The organism is Marinibactrum halimedae (genome assembly GCF_021234875.1).
Lineage (GTDB): Bacteria > Pseudomonadota > Gammaproteobacteria > Pseudomonadales > Cellvibrionaceae > Marinibactrum > Marinibactrum halimedae.
In genome coordinates, this window is record NZ_JAJQVM010000004.1 from 101,934 (window position 1) to 125,091 (window position 23,158).

Below are 23,158 nucleotides of genomic sequence, written 5' to 3' on the forward strand. Positions count from 1 at the left end.
TCATACACCAAAATGTATAAACGCCCCGTAACGGGGTGAATAGGTTTCACAATGGCGATGCTTGGAGCCATTGTGACGATGCTTATAACATATCTCTTCTGAGTAATGATCCTCATAACATCGATAGCGGTCATACCCATGTCCATGATAATGCCATCGTCTATTATGACGCTTCCTTAAAAGTTTTTTGTGCCTTTTCTTGTATTTTTTATGGGAGTGGTAATGGTCACGATGATAATGATCACCGTGAGCCAATTGAATATGATGCCCATTATTTCCTCTCCCCGTTCCGTCATCATCAAACGCTAGAGAAGCATTTATACCGACGGATTTATCACTGGCAAAGACTTGATGAGCTTGCATACTCACAACAATACAGGTAGAGGCAATCAACCTACCAACAAAACTTCGTTTTAGCGATATTAACTCTCTTCTCATACTCATGAACTCTCCCCCAGTTGTAATCGACTACAGATAACCTGTTTTAAAAGCGGTTAAACAACACGCTTTTCGAATACATAACATCTTACGAAAGAGCAATTTAACAGTGACTTAACTGAAATCGACAGGGAACTGAGCACAGAATGACTAGAAACTGAATAGAAAGCTTGATAAATTGGCTTAGTTATTGAAGAAATCGGCGAACAGTTTGACCATGCCCAATATTACAAATCACATATTAGCATGGCACTTCTACAGAAAGGTAAACTCCAGGCTCAATGGCTTGAAAAATTATTGCGATAATATACGCTCTAAATAATATTACTCTTTCCAATAAAAAGGAGCAATAGGAATTACATGATTTCATTTATTATTGCATTTATCGGGACAGGAATTTTTTTTACTGGGTTTCACCTAGCCAAAAAAATCGAAAATAAAATTAAATTGGCTTTAACAGTAATATGCCTTCTTTTTCTTGCCTTCATGGTAATGATCATAATGCACGTGATTTTGAATACACCTGTTCAAGCTTCCTACAACACTGGACAATATTGGTTTTACATGATGTTAGTAGGCATCATTTTGTCAATGTTGTTTGGGCGTAAGGGCAGTAAAAAAGACAACCCACCTAATGAATAGCAGATCAATAAGGAATCTGCTCTCGAAAGAAAGTAAGGTCTTGTTCAGCAATAGCAAGTTCTTGCAAATCAGCGACAATCGCGCCTTCAAGCACGCCTATCTCATACTCCATTGCCTGTATTTGATCTAACAATACTGCCCTTTGTTGGCGAGTAGAGTCATCGCTGATGATCACTTCTCGCTTAATAGCAATGTCGCTTTGTAAGTGATCGATATCGTGTGAGGCGTTGTCAATACGGGACTGAATGGCAAACACCGCTTCCTCCAACGCTGAAAGCTGTTTTCCCATGGTGTAACCACGCATAAACGGCTTTTCTAACGACTTTGGGCAAATCCCTGAATATTGATAACCGCTTGAGCCCACGGTGAAACCATTGTGCTCGGTACAAAAGACTGTTAAGCCCTCTCTGTAGCCTAGCTGATATTCTTTTAATACAGGCGTTACACCATGTTTGGCGCAGGCCTCACGGCGCTTTGTTAGCATGGCTGAGGTTCTGCCTTGCGCACCGTCTTCATAGCCAATACCCCGCCAATCCGCCGTTAAGCATTCAGATTCATTCATCGTGGCACAACCTGTGACCACAGACACCAAGCATAAAAAAGAAAAACGCTTTATTAACATAGCCACTCCTTGAACAAGCTTTCCTGCCTGCTGACAACGACGCCTGAAAATACAAAAACATCAAAGATAAACCATTGTCCTGTATCACACATGAATGCATCACAACAATAATGAGCCAAGCAGTACAATTCAATTTCATCAGAAACCAATACAGCAGTGATATACTGTGACTCCGAAGATTACTGCAAAGTAGGTTAACTCACCACCTTTGATCTTTTCGTATACAAAGAGCGATACCTCAGACATTATGACTTCTTCTCCACTCACTTATTCTTTACGGCCTTACCAACAAGAAGCGGTAAATGCGACTATTAGTCACTTTCGCAAAAGCCATGCCCCCGCCGTTATTGTCTTACCCACCGGTGCAGGAAAGAGCTTAGTGATTGCCGAGCTTGCCCGACTAGCCAAAGGCAGTGTACTGGTTTTGGCGCATGTGAAAGAATTAGTCGAGCAAAATTGTGAAAAATACCGTCAGTATGATGATAACGTGAGTATATTTTCTGCCGGACTTTCCGAAAAAAACAGTAGCGCAAAAATTGTTTTCGGTAGCATTCAATCAGTGGCACGAAACTTAGATCAATTTTCACGAATTTTTTCACTCGTCATTATTGACGAATGCCATCGTGTGAGTATGAACGAAGACGCTCAGTATTGGACGGTGATTCATCATTTAAAGTCTCACAATGAACACCTTAAAATACTGGGTTTAACCGCTACGCCTTATCGCACAGGCAGTGGATGGATTTATCAAGCACATCAACCACTAAATACCATTCGAACCACAGAAGAGACGCCTTTTTCATTGTGTATTTACGAATTAACATTAAAAAAAATGATTAATGATGGTTATCTGTGTAAACCTATTTTATTGAATGCACCGGTCGCCTTTTATGATTTTGATAAACAAAGCAGCCAATCATCAACCGAGTTATTAACACACTCATTAGAAACCGATGAAGAAAGCCTTAACGCTATTGTGCGAGCTTCACATCGTGCAACAGCAAAAATTTGTGCTCAAATTATCAGTTTATCCAATGATCGAAAAGGCGTGATGATCTTTGCTGCCACAGTAGAACATGCCAAAGAAGTCTATGGCTACCTTCCCAAAAACAATAGCGCTATTGTACTGGGAGATATGTCAAATAAAGCTCGGGACTCTGTGATTCAGGCATTTAAATCTCAAGCCATTAAATATTTAGTCAATGTCGCGGTGTTAACAACAGGGTTTGATGCCCCCCATGTGGATGTTATTGCCTTATTGCGCTCAACACAGTCAGCCAGCTTATTTCAACAAATTATTGGTCGAGGGCTGCGCTTGAGCCCGAATAAAACCGATTGCTTAATTCTGGATTATGCTCAAACACCTTTCGATCTTTATCAGCCAGAGATTAACGATAAAAAGCCCAGTAAAGATTCTGTTGTAGTAGAGGTGCCTTGCCCATTATGTAACCACACCAATCAATTTTGGGGAATCGTCGATAATGATGGTGATTTGGTAGAACATTATGGTCGCCGCTGCCAAGGTATTATTGATATAAAAACTAATTATCAAGATCTTTCTCAGCAACGCACTTTACAACAATGCTCATACCGCTTTCGCTTTAAACAGTGTCCTAACTGTAATGAAGAAAACGATATCGCGGCAAGGCGATGCACTCATTGTAATCACGTTTTCATTGACCCAGATAAACGACTGAAAGAGGCGTTGCAGCTCAAAGATATTATGGTGATTCGTTGCGGTGGGTTGAGTTTATCAAAAGTGCAATTATCCAAAGGAACTCGTTTGCAGGTAACCTATCATGATGAAGATGGGGCAGAAGTCAGTGAATTTTTTGCCTTCGATAATCCAAAACAGGTTTATGCCTTTCAAAAATACTTTGTGCGTTTACACTGGCGCCCGAGCAATATTTCTATAGAAAGTGCGGTATCAACAATGAATACCGTTGATGCCGCTATCCTCCACTCTCATCAATTTAGAGCACCAGACTTCGTGATAGCACGTCAACGAAAGTATTCTCACAAAAGAGAAAAAGCCTCTGCCCCCAAGCAATGGGAAGTCATGGAAAAACTCTTTGACTATGAAGGGCCTCATCGAAAAGCTTTTGAGGAGTTTTGAAGAAAGAAGCTTTTATTATCCACAGTTACCGAAACACACGCGTGCGCTAATCTAGAAACTGAATGTAGGACAAATACACATAATACCTAAGTCGATTTAGAAAGAATTGATACTGAGACTCTCTGTTTTTAAAACGAAAGCGGATCAACTGATGCATCTCATTATCATATGACAAATGTAAATCCTTTGTGAAAGTAATAAACCACTGTCAATGAAAACCACTGTTTATCGCTGTCAAACTGTCTCCAATCCATGACTCTTTTATTCGTGGTCTGAAATTTAACAATTCCTTCCATTTCCTTCTGTGTTTCCTCCCGTCAGATAAAGAACTAATCCACATTTTAAACTTGTCGGATGTCCGGTTATCTGCTTTTACATTTGTGCACAGAATATTCGAAGCGAATACAGAACAACCTGTGGAAAACAACATATTGCACAAGCGTTAAAAGTCTTTCCCAGGCAATATTTTCATACCAAAACCACCTTGACATTTCTTCACCATCAAAAAAAACAATAACTTTCATTGACTTAAGAGCACTTAACAGGTTTGCATAAGAAATACAATTGACTTTCATGAATTCATAGTCTCGTTCTTAATCGTCATATTTCTATTAACTTCTCAACAGATTTCTGGGATAAGATCGTAGATAGTCTGTGGATAACTCTTTGGAAGGACGTCATAAAGGGCTAAAGATTTAATGGTTATTTTTTAAGCAAACAGGCGTTTTCATCCATTGATGATCTGTACTCTGCCCAGCCAAATCTCTACTATTTTTTACCTTAACTGTTGAAATCAGTGGACTCATCCGCACGTTATGGTCATGAACGTATGGGAAGATTATTTAATCCCTATACCGCTCAGAGCAAAAGGCAATATAAGAAAAAACCAATATAAGTAGAATCAAGTATAAGTAGAGGCAAATTCCTACGATAAGTCTGATTTTTTCACTTATCTTTCAAAAACGACATGAACCCCATGTTGTTCAGCGGTTTAACCGACACAACTACCACTAAGGAAACGTTTATGGCTACAGTCACATTACAAGGCAACCCTGTTAATACCTCTGGTGAGCTACCCAATGTAGGCGATGCTGCACCTACCTTCACATTAGTAAAAGCAGACCTCTCTGAAGTCTCCCTAGCAGACTATGCTGGCAAACGATTAGTGTTGAATATTTTCCCGTCTGTTGATACGCCAACCTGTGCCACGTCCGTACGTACATTTAACGAGAAAGCCGCCAGTTTAGAGAATACGGAAGTGCTGTGTGTCTCTGCTGACCTACCTTTTGCAGCAGGACGCTTTTGTGGTGCGGAAGGCATTGATAAGGTCGCGACAGGCTCATCTTTCAGGGGTAGCTTTGGAGAAGACTTTGGAGTAACCATTGTGGATGGCCCCCTTAGTGGTATCCTGACTCGCGCAATTGTCGTCGTCAATGAGCAAGGCCAGGTGACGCATACCGAACTGGTAGGTGAAATCGCAGATGAACCAAACTATGATGCAGTTTTAAACGTATTGTCTTAAGAAATCGTCTTAAAAAGCCGCTTCTAGCAGGCGGCTTTACCAAATCAAATTACTCGTCATTCCTCCCTCTCCTTCTTCTAGGTTCTCTAGTTTCGTCCACCCAATATACACCCTCAAACTGACACAATTTCGCTGATCGACCATGTACCAAGCTGATATACTTGTATCTGATTACCCTTAGAAACCCGATTACATGAAAAAGCTAAAAACTAAAGCCGAAACAAGAGCGGAACTTGAAGCCGATATGGATCGCTTTTTAAGTAAAGGCGGCAAAGTAGATACGTTTTCGCCCGGAATCAGTGGGCACGAAATAGGGGTTAATCCATTTCAAGCCATTCCTCTACAACGTCAGCAACAAAATCGAACATTAGTGAATGACGCCATTGCCGCCATTGAAGCTCGCCGCAAAACACCACGATCAGTGAAGAGTAAACCTTCGCCTTCCAAACCAAAGCGTAGATTAATTACAGACGACTTTGGACAGCCTCTACGATGGGTTTGGGAAGACTGATCTGAATGGCTGAAAAACAGCCATATTTTGCGTAAAAGATCGCACCATCAACGACCTTCTAGAACCATTGGATTAACCTATTAATACTGTGGAGCTAAAATTTAAATCTAAAAAATGTGAGCACAAACTTACAACTCTGAGCTGATAATTTCAGCCACATAGTCAGCAATTCTTTGCAACTGGGGTTGAATATTGGGCACCAGAGTTTGCACTGTTTCTCTATCCTGCTCCTTCCCTGCTTCTTCTAACCGCTGGCAAATCGCTTCTAATTCTATTGCGCCAATCGTGCCCGCCGAAGATTTAAGCTTATGGGCTACAGAGCAAACTTTATCGAATGATTTTTCTTCCCAAGCCTGTAGCATTTCATCGCTATAAGCTTGTGATGACTGACAGAATTCTTGCAGCAACTCTCTTTGAAATTCTGGTTCATCACCAAATAACTCATTCAAAGCTGCCATATCCAATGGGTTATCACTGTATGCCACTCACTGCCTCTCTTCGTTTATCTTTTCTCTTCACCCATCTTTTATCTTATCCCGAAAGATTGTTATTCATTAACTTGTGTGGGTAAATCGACTATTTTTTAAATTCATTATGAATATCCCAATACCTCTAATTGCCTTTTTCAAATTTATCCAACAAAAGCAATGCACCTACTCTGGAGTCTACGTCATATGGATTATAAAAATCGCTTAATTTATGATAATTTAGTTATGATATCGTTTTCAAAACCGTGCTTTTTACAACAAAGACGAATAAAAAAGATCCATTTGAGATTAGATAATTTTAGTATAAATAAAAAGGTTTTATTTACTTCACAGGCATGACTCGCACCGCAATTCAGACCATACTCTTACCATGGCTCTTGATATTGCTGACGACAAAATAATATTTACTACATACGCGTCAATAAAGAGGATTTTAAATACCCTTTATTGATGATAATACCCAGTTAAATAATCCTAATATGTGATGAGTAAACCACTGAATAATCGAGCTGACCTAAAACTACTCGTCGTTGATGACGACCACTTTATGCTGAAAACCTTGCATAAGCTTTTACTCAATTTAGGAATCTCTGATGTTGTTTGCATCGACAATGCCCGCGACGCGTTAAAACACATTGCCAGCCGACGCCAAAGGACAGATATCGTCATTAGTGACCTCAATATGCCAGAAATGGATGGCATTGAACTAATTCGACACCTCAATAGCTTGGGCACTAATTTGTCTTTAATTTTAGTCAGTGGTGAAGATCCAAGGTTGCTCGATACCGTTCAACACCTCAGTAATCAAGATACACTCAAGGTACTCAGTACTCTCTCTAAACCTGTCAAGAAGGATCGTTTAATCGACGCTATAGAAGCTTATGAGCCTCCAGAAGATTTAACCCCGGTAGGGCCTGCCGCAATGGTGTTTGCCGATGAACTCCAAAAGGCCATCACCGCCGGAGAAATATCGGTCCATTACCAACCACAAGTTCGAGTGAGTGATCGGCGAATATTCGGAGTAGAAGCCTTAGCCCGCTGGAAACACCCAACCAAAGGTAATATCCCTCCTTCCATCTTTATCGGGATTGCCGAGAAGTACGCCATGATCGACTTATTGACGGACTGTGTTTTTGATCAAGCATTGTCGCAAGTCATAGAGTGGCGCAACTTAGGGTATGATTTGCATTTATCCGTCAACTTTTCAGCCACCCTACTAGACCAACTGGATTTACCTGAACGCATTCATACTAGACTAGAAGAAATGGGGTTCCCACGTTCACGTTTTACAGTAGAAGTCACGGAAAGTACGGTGGCGAATGACGCCCGCACCGCCTTGGAGATCTTATCCCGACTCCGGCTGAAAAACATTGGACTGTCCATTGACGATTTCGGAACCGGGTTTTCATCGATGGAACAACTGCAAAATATTCCCTTTACCGAACTAAAAATCGATCGCTCTTTTGTGCATAACAGCCACTGTAATTCAGCAAGCCAAGCGATTTTAGAGTCCAGCATTAATTTGGCTAAAGGATTATCCATTCGTTCTGTGGCTGAAGGCGTAGAGATAGACGAAGATTGGAACCTATTAGATAAACTTGGCTGTGATTTAGTACAAGGCTTTCATATTGCTAAACCTTTGCCACCAGAAACTTTTCTGCAATGGGTTAAAGATTACGCACATAAAAATATGCTCCCTTTGTAACAAACACGTAAATGTTGTAGGTAAATCGCTGCCCATTTCGATTAGACAACCCCTGCAAACCAGCCAATCCACCACGCCAATGCACTAAATAACAACATAGTGAGCAATATAACACCTAACAATAACCACGGACGAAAGGGCTTTCTCTCAACGGCGTTAATGCCACTGGAGACATATTTATCCACGTTGCGCTGATCATTTGAATTGAGAAGAGGCATAGAAAATCCAATAGGGTCGTATGAGATCAATAATGCTATGTTGGTAAAAAGTGTTGATACAAAATAGCGTTGGCACAAAATAGTGCCTGTAAAAACAGGTTGGTAAAAAATAGTGTCGGTAAAAAGATAATAGAAAAACACACATAAAAAAAGGCGACTTTTTCAGTCACCTTTCTTTTTCTCGACCATTCATTTTATCCATCTATCGACTTTTTTGAGTTTATTGACTCTAACGATATGGTAAATGAATAGACAGCTCTTAATTAAAATAACTCCGCCGCTAAATTCATGCTATCACTACCTGCTGCAATTTTTGCTCGTAACGATTGAGTGGTTGGCAATAAACGTTGATAGAAGAATTGTGCGGTTTTTAATTTCGCCTTAGCAAAATCGGAGTCTTGTTGGCTGGCGGCGTCAGCAATTTTCAGCCACATGTAGGCATAACTAACGTACCCCACTAAATCAAGAAAATCGACAGCAGCGGCTCCTGGTGCTTCACGATCATTGGCCGTTTGGTCCGCCACTTGGCCTGCCACTTCAGAAAGACTGTTCGCCTCTGCAATCAACGTTGCGGCATACCCGGCCAAAGCATCGTTTGAGGAAACAGATTCGGCATAGGATTGGATTTCCTTAATGTAGCCACTCAACCATTCACCGCGATTACCTAATACCTTACGGCCCATTAAATCCATTGCTTGAATACCGTTGGTGCCTTCGTAAATTTGCGTAATACGCACATCACGCACCAACTGCTCTTGGCCCCATTCCGCAATATAGCCATGGCCACCAAAGACTTGTTGACCAATCACCGTGGTTTCCAAAGCACGATCGGTCATAAAGGCTTTTGCCACCGGTGTCAGTAAGGCCACACGACCATCGGATTCGGTTTTATCTTCTTGGCTCTCTGCAAACTTAGCACGATCCAACCAACTGGCAACGTATGTTGAGAATGCACGACTGCCTTCCGTCCAAGCTTTCATCGTCATCAACATGCGACGTACATCGGCATGGACGATAATTGGGTCAGCGGATTTTTCAGGGTTCTGGGGGCCCTGAGCAGAGCGACTTTGGATACGCTCACGAGCATATTCAATAGCACTTTGATAAGAAGCTTCTGCAATGCCCAACCCTTGAATACCCACGGCTAAGCGCTCGTAGTTCATCATGGTAAACATAGCCGCTAAGCCTTTATTCGGCTCCCCTACCATCCAGCCTTTAGCGCCGTCGTAATTCATCACACAGGTTGCTGAACCTTTAATGCCCATTTTCTTTTCAATGGAACCACACGCGAATTGATTACGCTCACCCAAACTGCCGTCATCGTTCACATGAAATTTAGGCACTAAGAACAAAGAGATGCCTTTCGAGCCAGCAGGCGCATCCGGAAGTTTGGCCAACACAAAATGAATAATGTTGTCGGCCATGTCATGGTCACCCCAAGTAATAAAAATCTTGGTGCCCGTAATGGAGTAGGTGCCATCTTTGGATGGGATGGCTTTGGTGCGAATAATACCAAGGTCGGTGCCCGCATGAGGCTCGGTCAAATCCATGGCGCCAGACCACTCACCGCTGTACATTTTAGGCAAATACTTTTCTTTCAGCTCTTGTGAACCGTGGTTTAACAACGATAAGCACGCACCGGCGGTTAGCATAGGAGCCAAACCAAAAGCCAATGATGCGCCTTGAATCATTTCTTCTACTTGAGCAGTCAACGATTTTGGCATGCCCATGCCGCCAAACTCAGGGCTGCCACCTAGGCCGCACCAACCGCCTTCACAAAGAGTTTGATAGGCTTCTTTAAAGCCTGCTGGTGCTTTTACATCGCCACCGTTCCAATCTGCACCTTGTTCATCTCCAGAATGATTTAACGGCGCAATGGCCGTAGCGGCTATTTTACCCACCTCTTCTAAAATCGCATCGGCGGTATCGGTATCGATCACATCCGCAACACCGGGCAACGACGCCCAAAACTCATCCACCTTAAAAACATCTTTCAGTAAAAAACGAATGTCATCGAGGGGTGCTTGATAATCTGCCATAACCTTTTCTCTCATGTGCGTTCATGTGATGTGTCGTCGGTGTAGAAATCACTAGCCCGCATTGAGATTGCTGACTGCATCAGTGCCTATACCGCGTTGCTTTCCTCACCATTGACCCTCTCAGTGACTCTGGATGGCGACGCTATCCTATAGTCTGGCATGGAGTTTCAATCGACTTGAGGCTTTTGATATTTAAACAAACGTTTGAAACATAATTTTTAGGGAATTCAAAGTCAATAGACAAATCAATTTTCCGGAACAACGAAACCGTTATTGGCACTAAAGCTTGCTATTTCGGCTAGCAATTCAACGCCCGATATTTCCCTAAAGGGCATTACGCACTGAAATACTCATCGGCTTATCGTAATTCGCAATCATTGAGAAGCCATTCATTACTTAAACCTTAGATCAAATTCACCCAAACGCTTTTTAACCTATGTTTTTTAACCCATGATTTTTAAGCCAAGGACTGTTAACCCATGGACTTTCACTAATAATGGTCGCTTATTAAAGATCACATGAAAAAGAAACGTAAGAAAATAAGGAAAGGAAAAAATAGAAGGTGAGAGGCAAGAAAAACGAAAACCTAAGAAGATGAAGAGCACACGACACTAAACCACAGCATCAATGACGGAACCGGGGGCGTTTGAGTCAATCACGCCAATAGCCGTTAAACGCTGATTCAGGTCAAAAACAACTTGGTTAATATCCTGAATGCTGCCTATGTTTTCCACTGTTGCACTTCTGGCGGCGTTTTGTAGGGCACGCCCCTCTTCGGCGCGAGCTTGCGCTTCCTCTCTACGAAGTTCTGAGCTTTCAGCCGCCTGAGCTTGCTCTTCTCGCTCCATCGCGGCTAAATCTTGCTGTGCTTGTGCCCGCATTTGGGTGGCTTGCGCAGCCACGCGTCTGTCTTGGGAAGACGGTTCAGCAGGCGCCAATGCCGCACGAATAATTTGGTCAGCTTTGCGCATTGTGGCCTCAGGGTCTGAGGGCACTTCACTGGTATCAATGGGCACTTCGCCGGCCACTGCGTAATTTACACCATCTGGGCCTCGCTCATATTCAAAAGTAGGGCTGCCTGCGTATTGGCCACCCACGGCTACATGTGCGGCTTCGTGATTTCGTACTTCTTGGTCTCGCGCTTGTAACTCACGAATTTCTTGCAGCTCTTGCTGCTCGCGCGTCTCTTCCGCTGCGGCATTGGCGTTATCACCCACCTCTGCAAATGGATCATCGGGTTCAGAAGCCCCGTTAACCCCGTTGCCCTCAATAGCATTTCCCCCTTCCTCTGATTCTCCATTCACACCTTGTCCTTGCCGCAACGCAGGCTCACTGGGTGTCTCTCCAAAAATCTCATCTATCGAATTGTCTGGGGACGTTCTTAAGCCAGAACCACCACTGGACAACTCAGCCTGTCCACTACGATTACGGACATTGCCTTGAAAAGTATTCGCTTGAGAAAAGCCGCCTTGAGAGAAATTATTCAATGCCTGTCGCTGGTCTGCCAGAGCGGATAAGTCTTGACGAAAAACACGATTTTCCGTCGCTGCCGTTTCTGCAAGCTGCTCCACAGGGCGAAACGTCGTAGGAGTATCATCACGACTCGCCTCTCCCGTCGGCTGAGACACTGCCGAAGAGTATGCCGCCACGGAGTTGGCGAAGTTAGACGGAATATTCGTGATCATGTGTTAATTCAACGTTGTTCGTTACGCCGTTGCATCAATCAGTGTGCCAAGGTTTTCATCAGCAACCGAAATGACCTCAGCGGATGCATCAAAAATTTGCTGCTGGGTAATCATGGTGACGACCGATTCTGCCGTGCCCGCGATGGTTAATGGTTCTGTTGTACCAGCACGAGCGATATCATTGGCTGTACTTTGCAATGCTTGACCACTGCGGCTCACACCTTGTACGCCTTGTTGTAAAAGACCACTTCCACTAAGGCTATTTGCTCCATTACCCGTTACGTTCATGAATCGCTATCACCTACTTTTAACACCAAATATTTAATAGAAAACAAAGCATAATTAATAAAACCGTATGTTTAATAAAACGGTGTTAGAACACGCTACCCTGTTTTATCTACCTTTCACAATTAGACGCTACCAGTTCAGTATTTTACGCTCACACCACCGGTTGAAAAGGTTCGTTTAATACCATTTTCGATTATAAAGCACTCAATATTTTGATAAAAAACCATAATACAACCCAAAGTGGCCAGTATTAACACGTCATCCTCAAGAAGAAGCTTTGGCGCCAAATCGTCAAGAAACTAGAACGTTTGTGTCAACCGTCATTCATAAAGCCCACTTACGCTCCTTTGGTAATCCCACCTTTGAAGAGGTTATTGAGGCATGTTGATTTTGGTATTACACGATGGGAAAGCAGGGCACCTGAGTCAAAGCTTAGGATTAGCCAAGCTGGTCAGAGAGCAGAACGAATTTGCCGATATTGTCACCGCAGAAGCGCATTTACGCTTCCCAAGCTTTAAAAAAGCCGCACGAAAATGGTGTCAAAGTAACCGACTTTGGGCGCAATACTTCACGCGCTTAGGGGTATACACCTATCGCAAATGGATTCTTCAAAGTGATGGTACACAACTTACCCCCCGCCTCTGTAAGCCGGACCTGATCATTTCTTTCGGTGGAAAACTCGTTGCGCTTAACGTCGTATTATCGCGCTTTTGGAATGTCCCCAATATTGTCATTGGGGACCCTCACAAAATTCCACACTCCTTTTTTTCTGCGATCATTCGGCGTAATGTGAAAAAACATCATGACCGGAATAATAATCATATTATTCGAACCGGCATCGCCCTTTCCAGAACGGAAAGAGAGTCTGCTCTAGACAGTGGTCAACGGTTAATCCAGCAATCGCTTACTGGGCAACGCCGCTATTGGAGTTTACTGATCGGTGGGAATGGCAGTGGTTATCGTTACAATAAAAAAGACTGGCGTCAGTTAGCCGAATTTATCCGACAATGCAGTGAAGAACATGGCGTATATTGGTTAATCAGTTCCTCTAGACGCACAACACCCGAGTCCGAAAGGTACTTCAGACAATGCCTGCTCGACTCCGGCGCAATTACCTATGTTGCTTCTGGCATTTGGTTTCACGAAGATCAACAAGGAGATGTGATGGCCTTCCTCGGTGCTGGAGATAGGTTATTCGTAACAGAGGACAGCTTGAGCATGATCAGTGAAGCCGTTGCAATGATTAAACCCGTTGTGACATTACAGCCCAGTAAAATCAAAAACAAAGGCGCTAACCATGTTAAGGCAATCAAATACATGGAGAAACAAGGGTTGCTTCAGCGAATGACGATAGAACGCCCTGAACACTTTCAAACATTGGCACCTAAATTAAGTTATGAAGATCACTGTTTGCGTATTGCAGAGCAGTTAGATCAACTCAATTTATTGCACATCGGAAGGGGGCACCAAGGTAGACAGATCGAAGATCCCATAAGTCATTCAACACCGGCATTCACGGCACCTCACTGAGGCATGGTACGCTTTTTTGACTTTTCTTTATAACCTAGACCCATCTACAAGCGCCTTTTCTACGGGTTTTCAAAAAGAGGCTCATCCAGCAATGGCACTTCAAACAATGGGTCGAGCGACAGGTAAGGAGCGGCCTCTATCGGGTCTTGCACATTTGGGATCGTCCCTAAGCAGGGCGCTTGTAATAAATAATTGAGAGAAGCGATATTTTCTTCCAATGCAGACATAGACGGATCAATCACATTAGCCACCCACGCCCTTATATTAAGGCCATCGCGACGAATGGCCTCTGCCGACAGCAAAGCGTGACTCAAACAGCCTAACCGCATACCGACCACCAAAATCACATCCAGCTTCAAGTACTTAGCGACATCCGAAAGCATTTCTTTGCCATTGAGTGGCACGCGCCACCCTCCCGCCCCTTCAACTAACCACATGTCTGCGGGTTGGCGCATGGCCGTATTACAAAAGTGTGCAAGTCTTGCGGCGGAAAGTTCTTTATCCACATGCATTGCCGCAATGTGCGGAGCAATAGGCGGAGCCAGTGCAACAGGGTTTACAGTATGGTAAGACAAATTCAATGTCATAAATTGCATTAGGGCCAAGGCATCACTGTTTCTCAAGCCTTGAGGGGTGGGCTGACATCCTGCCGAGAGGGGTTTAAGAGCACCTGTTTGCAAACCTCTTGTTCGCGCCGCTTGCAACAAAGCACAGGAAACAAAGGTTTTTCCAACATCCGTATCCGTTCCAGCAACAAAATATCGGTAATTCTGACTCATTAGATTTCTTCGATGATTCCGCTCAGCCGTTGAAATTAACGCTTTGGCGGTTTGACAATCTGTAGTTCATATATTTCATAAGTTAACGGTAAACCAGAAGGAGTCCGCAATAACTCGTAGGCATTTTCCAGTTTTTTCAATCGATCTTTACCCATTAGACCAGCTGGCTTACCTCCGTTTACATTGTGTGCCCCGACGGATTTTAGTGCGCGGCTCAACTCACGTAAGTTGGGGTAATACAGGGTGTGGGTATGAGCTTCAAGCGCCTCAATATCAAAATGCCGACTCACACTTGAAAACAGGCTCTCTTTCTCTATAAAGCGGTTTACATGGGTGTAATCATCAACGTCTAACCATGCTTGCCTCAATTCCCATAGCGTACTCGGCCCCAGTGTGGCTAGGGCTCCTATTGCTCCATGGGCCATCACCCTATTCAATTCTCCAAATAGCTGATCTACGTTGGCGCACCATTGAATGGCGAGGCTAGAAAACACGCCCCCTAAGCACGCATTGGATAATGGTAATTGCTCCGCATCGCCTGTAAGCCAAGAGGCGTTCTGAACAAGGTTAGTTACCCTGTCGTCATCGGCATATTCTTTTGTATACCGCTCACGGGCATACCTCAGCATTCCTTCCGCCAAATCCACACCGATAACATTGCTCACCTCTGGAATGGAACACAACGGGGGAATAAAAAACCCCGTTCCACAACCTAAATCCATCACGGGCAAATCCATCACGGGCAAATCCATTGCAGGCAGAGAATCAGGCGCCTCTCCAATACGAGAGCAAAAGCGTGCCATTAGTTGAGTACCAACATGCTGCTGAAGTTCCGCCACTTCATCGTAAGTCTCCGCAGCTCGGCTAAAAGAAGAGGCGACAGCTTGTTTATGGAACGAATACCGGCCTTGACTGAGAAATTCACGTATCTGTTCCAATACCTCAGTTTCAGCATCCACATGTAATGCATGATTACTAGGCAAAACGTGTACATCTGCGTTGTGGTTCAATCGTTGTATAGCTGAAACAGCCTCAATCGGTACTAATTGATCTCCCGAACCAAAGAACAACAGCGAAGGCATCTGCAAAGACGCTAGGGGCTGACGGTTATCTAACGTAAACAGCCATCGTAAGCCGTCCTGCAGTTGTCCACTAAGCTGTCCATTAAAACCCCCATTAAGCTCTTCTGTATGATCATCCAACACAGACCCTTTCAAAGTACGCAACGTCTGACGCGCTTGACGACTGCCTTGTGCCACTAACCCTTGGAAGGTGTGAATGGCCGCCTGCGGACTTTCTGATACTTTGCGAAAAAAACCATCAAATACCTGAGACTCCATGGCAGTAGGCCACTGATCACACGCAACGAATCGAGCATTACTGGCCAGTGTGACTAACCGAGAAACCCTTTGCGGATAATAATGGGCCAGCTGTGTGGCAATCATTCCCCCCAGAGACCATCCCACATACACCGCCCGCTCAGGAAGCTGCTGCATTAAACAATGGATATTTTGAGGGAAATGTCTATTCTCACCAAAACCCGGCAAATCCAGGGTGTAGAGGTGGCAAAAAGTATTAAGCCTCTCTAAAAAAGCCCCCCAAACCGATCGTGAAAACCCCCATCCACCTAGCAAGACAATGGGCTCAGACAAAATTGCCTGTTCAGTAGCTGCACGATAGTGAATGTAAAGTTCAGTGGAAGACTCTTGAGGTACCACTGTTGAAGAGTGTTGTTGGGTGTTCATTGAGTAACCTAGGTGCTCAGATGGCTATGCAGCACCTCAAGCAGTTGAGTGATATCGTCAGTGGTATGTGAAGCAGATAAAGTGATGCGTAAACGCGCTGTTCCGTTCGGGACAGTAGGTGGGCGTATTGCACCCACCAATATGCCACGGCTTTCCAACCCTTGGGCAATGGCCATGGTAGATTCTTCATCGCCTATTAAAAGAGGCTGGATGGGGGAATGAGACGGCAACAGGGTGACGGGCAAATGCTCCGCTTCCCGGCGAAAATAGGCAATATGTTGATTAAGGCACTCACGTCGTTGCGGCTCTAATTCAACCAGTTTCAGTGCAGCCCGAGCAGCAGCCGCTATCGCAGGAGGCGTTGCCGTTGTGTATATATAAGGACGAGCAAACTGTATCAAGCTCTCGATTAATACATCACTGCCCGCAATAAACGCACCGTAACAGCCCAGCGCCTTCCCTAATGTCCCCATCAAGATAGGAACCTGCTGTTGGCTGAGACCCATGTCATCTACACAGCCAGCCCCTTTCGGGCCTAAGACACCAAAACCATGGGCATCATCGACCATGAGCCACGCGTTGTGCGATTGAGCAAGATCAGAAAGCGCATTCAGTGGGGCAACATCACCGTCCATACTGAATACACCGTCTGTCACAATCATCCCATGCCCGGAAACCTGCTTACCTGACAAACGCTCTGCCCATTTCTGCGCATCCCCAACACTATTATGCTGATAACGTTTGAATGCAGCACCAGAATGCAAACCTGCGTCTAACAGTGACGCATGATTAAGCCGATCTTCCAACACCCAATCGCTTCGGCTCATCAACGCTGTAATGCAAGCGAGATTCGCCATATAGCCAGAGCCGAATAACAAGGCGCGATCGCGTCCGGTAAATTCCGCCAAAGCCTCTTCGAGTTGATGGTGCTCGTGGGAGTGTCCATTCACAAGATGAGAAGCGCCACTGCCGACACCACAGTGTTTGGCCGCTGCTGTGAGGGCTTCGGTCACTTTGGGGTGGTTAGCCAATCCGAGATAATCATTACTGGCAAACGACAACATTGCTTTGCCATCGACCACACCTCGGGGGCCTTGGGCACTGCTTAACACACGCCGATAGCGGTATCGATGCTCACGTTTGCGTTCAGATAAACGCGCGCTCAGTAAGGCTTCGAGCTCCACAAATGACCTCTGTATATTCGCTATATACGTTATGAAGTCGCTTTCGCGGCATCATAGAAGAAACGTTCATTATGAGCTTCTACTAATTGCTCGTTCACCAAACGTTCTTGATCGGCTTCTGACTCATGCACCTCACGCTGTTCGGGCGTAATCCCCAATCGAGCAAAAAGGGCCATGTCTTTGTTGGACTCAGGGTTAGGCGTGGTAAGCAGCTTTTCCCCATAAAAAATCGAGTTAGCCCCTGCCATAAAGGCCAGTGCTTGCATCTCGTCATTCATGTCTTCTCGTCCTGCCGACAAACGAACATACGACTTTGGCATGATGATACGAGCAACCGCGATAGTGCGAATAAAATCGAAGCTATCAAGGTCCGCTTGATCCGCCAAGGGTGTCCCTTCTACACGCACCAACATATTGATCGGCACCGATTCGGGGTGATCAGGCAAATTAGCCAATTGCATTAACAGGCCAGCTCGGTCTTTGTCTTCTTCTCCCATCCCAACAATGCCGCCACAGCACACTTTCATTCCGGCAGCCCGCACATTCGCTAAGGTATCTAGGCGATCCTGGTAGGTACGAGTGGTGATGATGTCCCCGTAAAACTCAGGGGAGGTATCTAGATTGTGGTTGTAATAATCCAAGCCCGCCTCTGCCAACGCTTCTGCTTGCTCTTCTTTTAACATGCCAAGAGTCATGCACGTTTCCAAGCCTAAGGCTTTCACCCCTTTGACCATCTCTAACACATAAGGCATATCTTTGTTTTTGGGAGAACGCCACGCCGCTCCCATACAAAAGCGGCTGGCACCACTCGCTTTCGCGGCTTGAGCTTCTTCAATTACCGCCTCGACTTGCATGAGTTTTTCTTTCTCAAGCCCGGTGTCATAACGGGCCGATTGCGGACAATACGCGCAGTCTTCCGGGCAGGCGCCCGTTTTAATAGAGCACAGTGTGCTAACTTGAACTTGGTTTGGGTCGAAATATTGACGATGAACCGTTTGCGCCTTAAACACCAAATCCATAAAGGGCAAAGCCAATAAGTCCAAAATTTCTTGTCGTGACCAATCATGGCGAACCATAACTGACGAAGATTGGGAATGTACACCCTGATAATCAGGAAAACGCGGAGCAGAGGTTGTCATGATGGGGTCTCTATTCTTTTATTTTATAAGTGCCCATGTTATCCAGTGACTTAACGCTGTCAACCAAACGAAGGACATTTGGTTAACAGTGGTTCAAAAAGCAGTCAGATTCACGATCAACACAACAATTCAAATAGACGAAACCAGACAAACAAAAATGAAGCGCCCCAAGCGTTGGTTACCACAGTCACTGATCAAACGTCATACATACCGTTGCATGTTATGCCAAATGCCCCAGACAGAAAGCACAGACTCTAAATCTCATAGTGCTGCGCATGATCATCAAGGTCACAAGAGTCAGTGTCATAACGACCTATGTCATAACGACTTATGCGAGTATTGCCAAGCACTATTACCCAAGGTTTCCGCTACTTGCGCTCGATGCGGTATACCGACTTCTACGCCGGTTAGCCTCTGCGGCCATTGTCAGAAAACACCGCCCTCTTTTGATGCGGTTATCGCACCTTTTTTATATCAATTTCCAGTGGACTACCTAATCAAACGCTGCAAGCACCAACACCATCCTGAAATTAGTGTACTGCTGGCCCATGAATGGCTGAAGTCTATTCAATTAAGCGACAACCATGCAGGTTTACAAAACGTAGACGTGATCGTGCCAGTCCCTCAACATTGGTCGCGCCAGTTACAACGTGGGTTTAATCAGGCTGAAATCATCGCTCAAACACTCGGCCAATACTTGCATATCGACTGTCTTACGGCGCTCCGAAAAGCCCGTACTTCAAAAGCCCAACAGCACTTAACACGCAAGGAGAGGCTAATGAATTTGAAAAATACCTTCACGATTTCAGAGAAATTCCTACACCGCTGTAAAGGGAAAAATATTGCATTAGTCGATGATGTTATGACTACTGGCGCCACAGTGGAAATGGCATCGCAAGCCTTGAAAGCAGCCGGTATTAAAAATGTAACCGTATGGGCCATTGCGAGAACACCAGAGACTTCTTGTTAGGTTATTTTTTAGGCTGATTCCAATTTTATCGAATAATAAACCGGTTAAAACATCCAACGTAACTGAACTAGACTGGCATATAGGTCAAATATAAACATCTTTCAGCCACAACCACATGGCGCCTAGCACTAACTTCGGGCACAATTTTAATTTGAGAGAATTCCAATAGCGCGGGCAGGCATTCACCAAATTACTGACACACCGTTCAGTACTTCATCGATCCTCCACCGTTGCCAACTGACAAAAAATTCAAAAAAGGCAAGCCATTCATGACTGACATGACCACCAGTAAACCATCAACCTCCGGAATTGTGCTCAGCGGATCAGGGTTATGGACGCCACCTGAGTCAATCAGCAACGAAGAGCTGGTCGAGGCTTACAACGCCTATGCGGAAAAATACAATCAAGAAAACGCCGAGGCCATTGAAGCAGGTGAACTGAACGCGAAACCGTTTTCCAGCGCTGAGTTTATTGAAAAAGCCTCCGGTATTAAGAGCCGCTTCGTGTATCGAAAAGAAGGCATCCTCGATACCGATCGTATGCGCCCTTACATTCCGCCACGCAACGATGATGAAATTTCCGTTCAAGCCGAAATTGCGATTAATGCCGCACGTATCGCGCTGAAAAATGCGAACAAACAAGCTAGTGATATCGATGCAGTGATTGTTTCCTGTGCTTACACGCAACGCTCCTACCCGGCTATCGCCATTGAGGTTCAACACGCCTTAGGTATTAACGGTTTCGGCTTTGATATGCTCGTGGCCTGTTCAGCAGCCACGTTTGGTTTGCACAGAGCCTATGAAATGGTCGCGGCAGGTACAGCCAAATCCGTATTGGTGATTAACCCTGAACTCACCTCACCACAGGTAAATTTCTGCGATCGTGACAGCCACTTTATTTTTGGAGATGTGTCTGTCGCTACAGTGATTGAGCGTGCAGACTGCTGCCAATCCGAACACAGCTACGATATTTTAGGCATCAAAGCCGCTACCGTGTACTCCAACAATATCCGTTCAAATTTTGGCTACACCAGCCGTGCCAGCGATACCGACCCTTATGCAGCAGACGCCCTGTTCCATCAAAATGGTCGCAAAGTGTTCAAAGAAGTATGCCCAATGGCCGCCGAACACATCAGCGATCACTTGAGTGCACACGGACTCACGGCCAATGATCTTCGCCGCTGGTGGCTGCATCAGGCCAATATCAATATGAATTTGTTGATCAGCAAGCGCTTACTTGGGCAAGATGCAACGGCAGATGAAGCACCGATCGTTCTCGACCAATATGCGAATACCGCATCGGCAGGTTCACTTATTGCCTTTAACCTTCACCATGAAGATTTAGTCGCAGGTGACACCGGGGTAATCTGCTCCTTCGGAGCGGGCTATTCCATCGGTTCTTTGATCGTACAAAAACGTTAGTCCAAAAATGTTAGCCTAAAAACGTTAGTCCAAAAGCATTAAACCTTGCTTGAGACTCCATTCCCTGACTGGTAGGTTAACACCTGTATTTGTCAGGAGAATGGACCCATGTCCAACACATCATCACCTCAACACACCACAGACGTGAAGAACGACTCTCTGGACGAGAGCATCGATACGCACCCGTATTCAGCCCTCACCCCAGACTGCGTATTAGATGCAGTGGAATCGGTAGGCTATTTAACCGATGCCCGTATCCTAGCCCTGAACAGTTATGAAAATCGCGTTTATCAAGTAGGCATTGAAGACGACAATCCTGTCATTACCAAGTTTTATCGACCTGAACGCTGGAGCGATGACCAAATTTTGGAAGAGCATCGGTTTGGTGAAGAGTTGTCAGAATTGGAAGTCCCCGTCGTGTGCGCTACAGCAAACGAAGCGGGAGAAACCCTTCATCGCTTCGACCAATTTCGTTTTTCCGTCTTCCGACGCTACGGCGGCCATGCACCTGAGCTGGATAACTTCGACCACCTTTTGGTACTGGGGCGCCTCATTGGCCGATTGCACTCGGTAGGCCAACGTACCACCTTCACGCACCGTCCCACCTTAGATGTTGAAAGTTTTGCCATCACATCACGAGAATATTTGCTCACTCAAGATTTTATCCCAAGCAGTTTAAGGGAAGCCTACGAGAGCTTAAGCCAACACCTCATCGAAAAAATGCTGCCCGTGTTCGCGCAAGTGGATTACCAAAACATTCGTCTGCACGGGGACTGCCACCCTGGGAACATACTCTGGCGGGATGACAGCGCGCACTTTGTCGACCTCGATGATGCCCGCAATGGCCCAGCCGTTCAGGATTTATGGATGTTGATGTCTGGTGATCGTGCTCAGCAAACGGCCCAGTTAGGCGAAATACTTGAAGGCTACCACCAGTTTTGCAATTTTAACCCCGCAGAACTTAGGCTCATCGAACCCCTGCGTACACTCCGAATTATGCACTACGCCGCTTGGCTGGCGCGCCGTTGGGATGACCCCGCCTTTCAACGCAATTTCACATGGTTTAATACAGAACGGTATTGGGCAGAACATATACTGGAATTACGAGAACAAATGGCCGCTTTAGATGAAGAGCCATTGAGTATTTTTCCGTAAACTACATCTCTAACGACACACAAAACGATAAAACCCAAACGAAAGACAAGGAACAAGAGAAAAACCGTGACTGATACCACTTGGGAAACGATACACAAAGCCACCGCCATTCATGCACAAGAAGAACCGATTCTTGCCAGCTTTCTTCATGCAACGGTTCTCAATCACGATACGTTAGAAGCCGCTCTAAGTTTTTTGTTGGCGCATAAGCTAGATAGCCCAACCGCATCGGCACTGCTTATTCGTGAAGTCGTGCAAGAAGCCATGGCCGCTGAACCACAAATTGGGGCCGCTGCACGAGCGGATGTTCATGCCGTAATGGAGCGGGACTCTGCGTGCGATACATTGTCGATTCCGTTCTTGTTTTATAAAGGGTATCACGCCCTTCAGGCCTTTCGGATTGCCTCTCACCTCTGGCACCAAGGCCGAAAGCCTTTGGCGTTGTTTCTTCAAAATCGAATTTCTGTGGTATTGGGTGTGGACATTCACCCAGCCGCCACTATTGGTAAAGGTATTTTCCTCGATCACGCAACGGGAATCGTGATTGGTGAGACGGCCGTGGTCGATGACGATGTCTCGATTTTGCAGTCGGTCACTCTAGGCGGAACCGGAAAAGTCTCTGGAGATCGACACCCCAAAATTCGTCGTGGGGTCTTAATTGGCGCAGGGGCAAAAATTCTTGGCAATATTGAAGTCGGAGAAGGCGCTCAAGTAGGTGCTGGCAGCGTGGTTTTAAAACCCGTAAAAGCACACACGGTTGTTGCTGGCGTACCGGCAGTGGAAATTGGTCGGGCTACTACAGATAACCCCGCCCATGAAATGTGTCATGAATTAAAATGCCGAGGGAAATAAATAAGACCGCTTATCAAAAATCTATTGAGATTTGAATTCATTGATAAGGCTATAAAGAGGCCTAAAAAACGGGGGTTTTTGCCCCGTTTTTTATTCCGTTATTTTCGGC

General features: G+C 45.1%; 21 protein-coding genes. 10 read left to right on the top strand and 11 right to left on the bottom strand.

Annotated elements, in window-relative coordinates:
• Window positions 1-444, bottom strand: coding sequence for a hypothetical protein (locus LU351_RS03810; protein WP_232592710.1), 444 nt, complete (start codon window positions 442-444; stop codon window positions 1-3).
• A 354-nt stretch (window positions 445-798) separates the two neighbouring features.
• Between LU351_RS03810 and LU351_RS03815 the strand changes: the two genes are divergently transcribed.
• On the top strand, window positions 799-1,080 hold the full coding sequence (locus LU351_RS03815; protein ID WP_232592711.1) for a hypothetical protein: 282 nt from the start codon (window positions 799-801) through the stop codon (window positions 1,078-1,080).
• Between the two features lie 4 nt (window positions 1,081-1,084).
• Here the strand turns inward: LU351_RS03815 and LU351_RS03820 are convergent, their stop codons facing one another.
• Entirely contained in the window at window positions 1,085-1,702 is a 618-nt protein-coding gene (locus tag LU351_RS03820; protein ID WP_232592712.1) for a DUF2799 domain-containing protein, read from the bottom strand.
• A 247-nt stretch (window positions 1,703-1,949) separates the two neighbouring features.
• On the opposite strand from LU351_RS03820, the gene LU351_RS03825 reads away from it, so the two are divergent.
• From LU351_RS03825 to LU351_RS03835, 3 genes are all read left to right on the top strand, one after another.
• Window positions 1,950-3,818, top strand: coding sequence for a DEAD/DEAH box helicase (locus LU351_RS03825; RefSeq protein ID WP_232592713.1), 1,869 nt, complete (start codon window positions 1,950-1,952; stop codon window positions 3,816-3,818).
• Window positions 3,819-4,842: 1,024 nt separating this feature from the next.
• Entirely contained in the window at window positions 4,843-5,340 is a 498-nt protein-coding gene (tpx, locus tag LU351_RS03830; protein WP_232592714.1) for a thiol peroxidase, read from the top strand.
• Window positions 5,341-5,533: 193 nt separating this feature from the next.
• Complete coding sequence (locus LU351_RS03835) at window positions 5,534-5,851, top strand: hypothetical protein (RefSeq protein ID WP_232592715.1); 318 nt, start codon at window positions 5,534-5,536, stop codon at window positions 5,849-5,851.
• 128 nt (window positions 5,852-5,979) lie between these two features.
• Here LU351_RS03835 and LU351_RS03840 read toward each other — a convergent pair whose 3' ends face one another.
• Window positions 5,980-6,336, bottom strand: coding sequence for an Hpt domain-containing protein (locus tag LU351_RS03840; RefSeq protein WP_232592717.1), 357 nt, complete (start codon window positions 6,334-6,336; stop codon window positions 5,980-5,982).
• 487 nt (window positions 6,337-6,823) lie between these two features.
• On the opposite strand from LU351_RS03840, the gene LU351_RS03845 reads away from it, so the two are divergent.
• On the top strand, window positions 6,824-8,044 hold the full coding sequence (locus LU351_RS03845; RefSeq protein ID WP_232592718.1) for an EAL domain-containing response regulator: 1,221 nt from the start codon (window positions 6,824-6,826) through the stop codon (window positions 8,042-8,044).
• A 41-nt stretch (window positions 8,045-8,085) separates the two neighbouring features.
• Here the strand turns inward: LU351_RS03845 and LU351_RS03850 are convergent, their stop codons facing one another.
• The 4 genes from LU351_RS03850 to LU351_RS03865 form a co-directional block, all read right to left on the bottom strand.
• Window positions 8,086-8,262 (bottom strand): DUF3094 family protein, encoded by a 177-nt coding sequence (locus LU351_RS03850; RefSeq protein ID WP_232592720.1) that lies wholly within the window; start codon window positions 8,260-8,262, stop codon window positions 8,086-8,088.
• A gap of 263 nt (window positions 8,263-8,525) precedes the next feature.
• Window positions 8,526-10,301 carry an acyl-CoA dehydrogenase C-terminal domain-containing protein gene (locus LU351_RS03855; protein ID WP_232592721.1) on the bottom strand — a complete coding sequence of 592 codons (1,776 nt, stop codon included), beginning with the start codon at window positions 10,299-10,301 and terminating at the stop codon, window positions 8,526-8,528.
• A gap of 611 nt (window positions 10,302-10,912) precedes the next feature.
• Window positions 10,913-11,986, bottom strand: coding sequence for a putative metalloprotease CJM1_0395 family protein (locus LU351_RS03860; protein WP_232592722.1), 1,074 nt, complete (start codon window positions 11,984-11,986; stop codon window positions 10,913-10,915).
• Between the two features lie 21 nt (window positions 11,987-12,007).
• Complete coding sequence (locus LU351_RS03865) at window positions 12,008-12,274, bottom strand: flagellar basal body rod C-terminal domain-containing protein (protein ID WP_232592724.1); 267 nt, start codon at window positions 12,272-12,274, stop codon at window positions 12,008-12,010.
• Window positions 12,275-12,655: 381 nt separating this feature from the next.
• Here LU351_RS03865 and LU351_RS03870 point away from each other — a divergent pair, with 381 nt between their 5' ends.
• Window positions 12,656-13,804 (top strand): ELM1/GtrOC1 family putative glycosyltransferase, encoded by a 1,149-nt coding sequence (locus LU351_RS03870; protein ID WP_232592726.1) that lies wholly within the window; start codon window positions 12,656-12,658, stop codon window positions 13,802-13,804.
• Window positions 13,805-13,863: 59 nt separating this feature from the next.
• Here LU351_RS03870 and bioD read toward each other — a convergent pair whose 3' ends face one another.
• The 4 genes from bioD to bioB are packed head-to-tail and all read right to left on the bottom strand — an operon-like array spanning window position 13,864 to window position 18,588.
• Window positions 13,864-14,583 carry a dethiobiotin synthase gene (gene bioD / locus LU351_RS03875; RefSeq protein ID WP_232592727.1) on the bottom strand — a complete coding sequence of 240 codons (720 nt, stop codon included), beginning with the start codon at window positions 14,581-14,583 and terminating at the stop codon, window positions 13,864-13,866.
• 35 nt (window positions 14,584-14,618) lie between these two features.
• Window positions 14,619-16,328: an alpha/beta fold hydrolase gene (locus LU351_RS03880; RefSeq protein WP_232592728.1), complete on the bottom strand. Its 1,710-nt coding sequence runs from the start codon at window positions 16,326-16,328 to the stop codon at window positions 14,619-14,621.
• Between the two features lie 8 nt (window positions 16,329-16,336).
• Complete coding sequence (bioF, locus tag LU351_RS03885) at window positions 16,337-17,512, bottom strand: 8-amino-7-oxononanoate synthase (protein ID WP_232592730.1); 1,176 nt, start codon at window positions 17,510-17,512, stop codon at window positions 16,337-16,339.
• 29 nt (window positions 17,513-17,541) lie between these two features.
• Window positions 17,542-18,588, bottom strand: coding sequence for a biotin synthase BioB (bioB, locus tag LU351_RS03890; protein ID WP_348525029.1), 1,047 nt, complete (start codon window positions 18,586-18,588; stop codon window positions 17,542-17,544).
• 292 nt (window positions 18,589-18,880) lie between these two features.
• Here bioB and LU351_RS03895 point away from each other — a divergent pair, with 292 nt between their 5' ends.
• From LU351_RS03895 to cysE, 4 genes are all read left to right on the top strand, one after another.
• Window positions 18,881-19,621 carry a ComF family protein gene (locus tag LU351_RS03895; RefSeq protein ID WP_232592733.1) on the top strand — a complete coding sequence of 247 codons (741 nt, stop codon included), beginning with the start codon at window positions 18,881-18,883 and terminating at the stop codon, window positions 19,619-19,621.
• 269 nt (window positions 19,622-19,890) lie between these two features.
• Window positions 19,891-21,042 (top strand): beta-ketoacyl-ACP synthase III, encoded by a 1,152-nt coding sequence (locus LU351_RS03900; protein ID WP_232592734.1) that lies wholly within the window; start codon window positions 19,891-19,893, stop codon window positions 21,040-21,042.
• A gap of 171 nt (window positions 21,043-21,213) precedes the next feature.
• On the top strand, window positions 21,214-22,197 hold the full coding sequence (locus tag LU351_RS03905) for a serine/threonine protein kinase (RefSeq protein WP_416053927.1): 984 nt from the start codon (window positions 21,214-21,216) through the stop codon (window positions 22,195-22,197).
• 66 nt (window positions 22,198-22,263) lie between these two features.
• Complete coding sequence (gene cysE, locus LU351_RS03910) at window positions 22,264-23,049, top strand: serine O-acetyltransferase (protein WP_232592741.1); 786 nt, start codon at window positions 22,264-22,266, stop codon at window positions 23,047-23,049.
• Window positions 23,050-23,158: the final 109 nt, after the last annotated feature.

Excerpts from the sequence above, each read along its gene's own strand:
- LU351_RS03810 (WP_232592710.1), bottom strand. The coding sequence starts at position 444 with ATGAGTATGAGAAGAGAGTTAATATCGCTAAAACGAAGTTTTGTTGGT.
- LU351_RS03815 (WP_232592711.1), top strand. The coding sequence starts at position 799 with ATGATTTCATTTATTATTGCATTTATCGGGACAGGAATTTTTTTTACT.
- LU351_RS03820 (WP_232592712.1), bottom strand. The coding sequence starts at position 1,702 with ATGTTAATAAAGCGTTTTTCTTTTTTATGCTTGGTGTCTGTGGTCACA.
- LU351_RS03825 (WP_232592713.1), top strand. The coding sequence starts at position 1,950 with ATGACTTCTTCTCCACTCACTTATTCTTTACGGCCTTACCAACAAGAA.
- tpx (WP_232592714.1), top strand. The coding sequence starts at position 4,843 with ATGGCTACAGTCACATTACAAGGCAACCCTGTTAATACCTCTGGTGAG.
- LU351_RS03835 (WP_232592715.1), top strand. The coding sequence starts at position 5,534 with ATGAAAAAGCTAAAAACTAAAGCCGAAACAAGAGCGGAACTTGAAGCC.
- LU351_RS03845 (WP_232592718.1), top strand. The coding sequence starts at position 6,824 with ATGAGTAAACCACTGAATAATCGAGCTGACCTAAAACTACTCGTCGTT.
- LU351_RS03850 (WP_232592720.1), bottom strand. The coding sequence starts at position 8,262 with ATGCCTCTTCTCAATTCAAATGATCAGCGCAACGTGGATAAATATGTC.
- LU351_RS03855 (WP_232592721.1), bottom strand. The coding sequence starts at position 10,301 with ATGGCAGATTATCAAGCACCCCTCGATGACATTCGTTTTTTACTGAAA.
- LU351_RS03860 (WP_232592722.1), bottom strand. The coding sequence starts at position 11,986 with ATGATCACGAATATTCCGTCTAACTTCGCCAACTCCGTGGCGGCATAC.
- LU351_RS03865 (WP_232592724.1), bottom strand. The coding sequence starts at position 12,274 with ATGAACGTAACGGGTAATGGAGCAAATAGCCTTAGTGGAAGTGGTCTT.
- LU351_RS03870 (WP_232592726.1), top strand. The coding sequence starts at position 12,656 with ATGTTGATTTTGGTATTACACGATGGGAAAGCAGGGCACCTGAGTCAA.
- bioD (WP_232592727.1), bottom strand. The coding sequence starts at position 14,583 with ATGAGTCAGAATTACCGATATTTTGTTGCTGGAACGGATACGGATGTT.
- LU351_RS03880 (WP_232592728.1), bottom strand. The coding sequence starts at position 16,328 with ATGAACACCCAACAACACTCTTCAACAGTGGTACCTCAAGAGTCTTCC.
- bioB (WP_348525029.1), bottom strand. The coding sequence starts at position 18,588 with ATGGTTCGCCATGATTGGTCACGACAAGAAATTTTGGACTTATTGGCT.
- LU351_RS03895 (WP_232592733.1), top strand. The coding sequence starts at position 18,881 with ATGCCCCAGACAGAAAGCACAGACTCTAAATCTCATAGTGCTGCGCAT.
- LU351_RS03900 (WP_232592734.1), top strand. The coding sequence starts at position 19,891 with ATGACTGACATGACCACCAGTAAACCATCAACCTCCGGAATTGTGCTC.